Annotated in this window: 3 protein-coding genes; 1 reads left to right on the forward strand and 2 read right to left on the reverse strand. The window is 61.7% G+C overall.

Features of this window, described 5'->3' with window-relative positions:
• Positions 1-126: 126 nt before the first annotated feature.
• Positions 127-1317 (reverse strand): methionine adenosyltransferase, encoded by a 1191-nt coding sequence (gene metK / locus ACW9JE_RS28780; protein WP_457434685.1) that lies wholly within the window; start codon positions 1315-1317, stop codon positions 127-129.
• A gap of 18 nt (positions 1318-1335) precedes the next feature.
• On the reverse strand, positions 1336-2331 hold the full coding sequence (locus tag ACW9JE_RS28785; RefSeq protein ID WP_457434686.1) for an ArsR/SmtB family transcription factor: 996 nt from the start codon (positions 2329-2331) through the stop codon (positions 1336-1338).
• Positions 2332-2602: 271 nt separating this feature from the next.
• Here ACW9JE_RS28785 and tkt point away from each other — a divergent pair, with 271 nt between their 5' ends.
• A complete protein-coding gene (gene tkt / locus ACW9JE_RS28790; RefSeq protein ID WP_457434687.1) occupies positions 2603-4600 on the forward strand; it encodes a transketolase in 1998 nt (665 codons plus the stop codon).
• The last annotated feature ends 65 nt before the right edge of the window (positions 4601-4665 follow it).

Consider the following 4665-nt stretch of genomic DNA (forward strand, 5'->3'; position numbering starts at 1 on the left):
GACATCTGTGCAGAATGATACGACGCCTTCGCGGGCAAGCCTCGCTCCTACAAGGGGCAAATGTCTGCAACAAAAAAGCCCCACACGGCAAAACCATGCGGAGCTTCTGGTACCGCCAGGGAAGTCTTACAGACCGGCAGCAGAGCGCAGAGCGTCGGCGCGGTCGGTTTTTTCCCAGGTGAACGTGGTGAAGGTGTCGTCGCCCACGGTTTTGGTTTCCGGGGTGCGACCGAAGTGGCCGTACGCCGCGGTTTCGCGGTACATCGGGTGCAGCAGGTCGAGCATGGTGGTGATCGCGTATGGACGCAGGTCGAACACTTCGCGAACCAGTTTGACGATCTTGTCGTCACTGATCTTGCCGGTGCCGAAGGTGTTCAGCGAGATCGAAGTCGGCTGGGCGACGCCGATGGCGTAGGACACCTGAATCTCGCAGCGCTCGGCCAGGCCGGCGGCAACGATGTTCTTGGCCACGTAACGGCCGGCGTAGGCCGCCGAACGGTCAACCTTCGATGGATCCTTGCCGGAGAACGCGCCGCCGCCGTGGCGAGCCATGCCGCCGTAGCTGTCGACGATGATCTTGCGACCGGTCAGGCCGCAGTCGCCCACCGGGCCACCGATGATGAACTGGCCGGTCGGGTTGATGTGGAACTGGGTGTCCTTGGACAGCAGTTCGGCAGGCAGCACGTGCTTGACGATCAGCTCCATCACGCCTTCGCGCAGGTCGTTGTACGACACATCAGGGTTGTGCTGGGTCGACAGAACAACGGCGTCGATACCGACAACCTTGCCGTTCTCGTAACGGCAAGTCACTTGCGACTTGGCGTCCGGACGCAGCCAAGGTAGCAGGCCGGATTTACGGGCTTCTGCCTGGCGCTGAACCAGCTGGTGCGAGAAGGTGATCGGTGCCGGCATCAGCACGTCGGTTTCGTTGCTGGCGTAGCCGAACATCAGGCCCTGATCGCCGGCGCCCTGATCTTCAGGCTTGGCACGGTCCACACCCTGGTTGATATCAGGGGACTGCTTGCCGATGATGTTCATCACGCCGCAGGTCGCGCCGTCGAAGCCGACGTTGGAGCTGGTGTAGCCGATGTCGGTGATCACGTCACGAACGATCTGTTCCAGGTCGACCCAGGCCGAAGTGGTGACTTCGCCGGCGATGATCGCCACGCCCGTTTTCACCAACGTCTCGCACGCAACGCGGGCGAACTTGTCTTCAGCAATAATTGCGTCCAGCACCGCATCAGAAATCTGGTCGGCGATTTTGTCCGGATGCCCTTCAGACACGGACTCGGAGGTGAAAAGGGAGTATTCGCTCATCTCGATGTTTTCCTGAAGTTACCGATGGTGAGTGTCGCCAGTCGGCCGCTGAAAGTGGCGGACCTGAATCTGGAAACCATTACGTAAACCTACATATAGGCTTTCTCCGGGAGCGAGTCCCGCAGCGGTGGCCCAACGGGCCAGATCGTCCTGTTCAAACCCCAACCAGAGATCACCGCAGGCTTCCCTGGCCCAACTCTGGTTGTGGCTGCATAACTCTGTCACCAGCAGGCTGCCGCCTGGTTGCAGCAAATTGGCCATGTGCTTGAGCGCATCGGCCGGTGCGGCGAAGTGGTGCAGCACCATGTTCAACACCACGCAATCGGCCTTGAGACTCACGCCGTTCAAGGCGTCGGCCAATTGCAGGGTGACGTTGCCCAGTGCCTGGCGTTCGCACAGCTGGCGCGCCAGTTCGAGCATCGCCTGGCTGTTGTCCAGCGCCGTGACTTGCGTAAAGCGGCGCGCCAGCTCGGGAAGAAAGGCTCCATCCCCGGGGCCGACTTCGATGGCGGTCGCGCCTTCGCTGAAGCCCAGCTTGTCGAGCAGGGCCACCACGCTGTCGCCGTATTGCGGCAGACCGGCGATCAGGTCCTGCTGGGCGCGAAACTTCTCCGCGACCCGTGAGAAAAAGTCTTGGCTGGCTGCGGCCCGTTGCCCGTGGACCTGAGCGATCCGCGCCTGCACATCGGCAGGCAGCGTCAGTTCGTCCACTTCTTCGAGCAAGGCCGCGTGCAGCCTGCCGCCCGGCAGATCGGTGTGCGGCAGGGCGCGGCGGTAAAAAATCGCGTTGCCTTCGCGGCGGGTCGCCACCAGGTCGGCCTGGGCCAGGACCTTGAGGTGATGGCTCATGCCCGACTGGCCGATGCCGAAGATCTGCGCCAGTTGCAGCACGCCAAACGAGTCGTTGGCCAGCGCGCGCAAGACGTTCAGACGCAACGGATCGCCGCCGGCCTTGCAAAGGGCCGCCAGCTCGTCGCAATCGTCATGGCGAATGGAAGGCACGCGTAGGTTCATGGGCCGGCAGTCTAGTCACGCACCGGTAGCATCGCAAGAGCAATATCAAAAAGTTTTGATATTGCTCGATAGATGGCACTTCCTGGCGTTAGCTTCAGTCAACAAACGGAAGGCGGAAAGGTTTCACCCGCCAAAAGCGCCGTTATCGATTGGAAAAACGCCTTCAGATGACTATCTGTCATTGCCCCGAGGCGGCCCGGTGAGAGAAAATGCTCGCCTTTTTTCCGTTTCGTTTTATTCACTCTCGATTCAGACCCGCAGGAGAACAGCGATGCCTAGCCGTCGTGAGCGCGCCAACGCCATTCGTGCCCTCAGCATGGATGCCGTGCAAAAAGCCAACAGCGGCCATCCCGGTGCCCCTATGGGTATGGCGGATATCGCCGAAGTGCTGTGGCGCGACTACCTCAAGCACAACCCGAGCAATCCATCGTTCGCCGACCGTGACCGCTTCGTGCTGTCCAACGGCCACGGCTCGATGCTGATCTATTCGCTGCTGCACCTGACCGGCTACGACCTGTCGATCGAAGACCTCAAGCAGTTCCGTCAACTGCACAGCCGCACCCCGGGCCACCCGGAGTTCGGCTACACCCCGGGCGTTGAAACCACCACCGGCCCGCTGGGTCAGGGTCTGGCCAACGCCGTGGGTTTTGCCCTGGCTGAAAAAGTCATGGCGGCGCAGTTCAACCGTCCTGGCCACGACATCGTCGACCACCACACCTACGTGTTCCTGGGTGATGGCTGCATGATGGAAGGCATTTCCCACGAAGTCGCTTCCCTGGCCGGCACCCTGGGCCTGGGCAAGCTGATCGCTTTCTACGATGACAACGGCATCTCCATCGACGGTGAAGTCGAAGGCTGGTTCACCGACGACACGCCGAAGCGTTTCGAATCCTACAACTGGCAAGTGATCCGCAACGTCGACGGTCACGACCCGGAAGAGATCAAGACCGCCATCGAGACCGCTCGCAAGAGCCCGCTGCCGACCCTGATCTGCTGCAAGACCACTATCGGATTCGGCTCGCCGAACAAGCAAGGCAAGGAAGATTGCCACGGTGCCCCGCTGGGTGACGCGGAAATCGCCTTGACCCGTCAGGCACTGAACTGGAACTACGGTCCATTCGAAGTTCCGGCCGACATCTATGCCGAGTGGGATGCCAAGGAAGCCGGTCGCGCCGTCGAAGCCGAGTGGGACCAGCGTTTCGCCGCCTACTCCGCCGCTTTCCCGACCGAAGCCAACGAGCTGATTCGTCGCCTGAGCGGCGAACTGCCGGCCGACTTCAGCGACAAGGCCGACGCCTACATCGCCGAAGTGGCCGCCAAGGGCGAAACCATCGCCAGCCGTAAAGCCAGCCAGAACGCCCTGAACGCCTTCGGCCCGCTGCTGCCTGAGTTCCTCGGCGGTTCGGCTGACCTGGCCGGGTCCAACCTGACCCTGTGGAAAGGCTGCAAAGGCGTCAGCGCCGAAGATGCCAGCGGCAACTACATGTACTACGGCGTGCGCGAGTTCGGCATGACCGCGATCATGAACGGTGTTGCCCTGCACGGCGGCCTGGTGCCTTACGGCGCGACCTTCCTGATGTTCATGGAATACGCCCGCAACGCAGTGCGCATGTCGGCACTGATGAAGCAGCGCGTGATCCACGTCTACACCCACGACTCCATCGGTCTGGGCGAAGACGGCCCGACTCACCAGCCGATCGAGCAACTGACCGCGCTGCGCAGCACGCCGAACCTCGACACCTGGCGTCCAGGCGATGCCGTTGAATCGGCCGTGAGCTGGAAGTACGCGCTGGAGCGCAAGGACGGTCCTTCGGCCCTGATCTTCTCGCGTCAGAACCTGCAGCACCAAACCCGTGATGCCGGCCAGATCGCCGACATCAGCCGTGGTGGTTATGTGCTCAAGGACTGCGCGGGCGAGCCTGAGCTGATCCTGATCGCTACCGGTTCCGAAGTCGGTCTGGCCGTTCAGGCCTTCGACAAGCTGACCGAGCAAGGCCGCAAGGTGCGTGTGGTTTCCATGCCTTGCACCAGCGTGTTCGATGCCCAGGACGCCGGCTACAAGCAAGCGGTCCTGCCGCTGCAAGTCGGTGCCCGTATCGCCATCGAAGCTGCCCATGCCGACTTCTGGTACAAGTACGTCGGCCTGGAAGGTCGCGTGATCGGCATGACCACCTACGGCGAGTCAGCCCCTGCGTCGGCCCTGTTCGAAGAGTTCGGCTTCACCCTGGAAAACATCCTGGGTCAGGCTGAAGAGCTGCTGGAAGACTAAGTCCGATACTTGCGTTGTCTGTACTGACGCCTTCGCGGGCAAGCCTCGCTCCTACAGGATCACGG

It is taken from the genome of Pseudomonas sp. SDO55104_S430 (genome assembly GCF_054070595.1).

What these genes read in the sequence shown, in the direction of transcription:
- metK (WP_457434685.1), bottom strand. Translation starts at nt 1,317, where the DNA reads ATGAGCGAATACTCCCTTTTCACCTCCGAGTCCGTGTCTGAAGGGCAT.
- tkt (WP_457434687.1), top strand. Translation starts at nt 2,603, where the DNA reads ATGCCTAGCCGTCGTGAGCGCGCCAACGCCATTCGTGCCCTCAGCATG.
- ACW9JE_RS28785 (WP_457434686.1), bottom strand. Translation starts at nt 2,331, where the DNA reads ATGAACCTACGCGTGCCTTCCATTCGCCATGACGATTGCGACGAGCTG.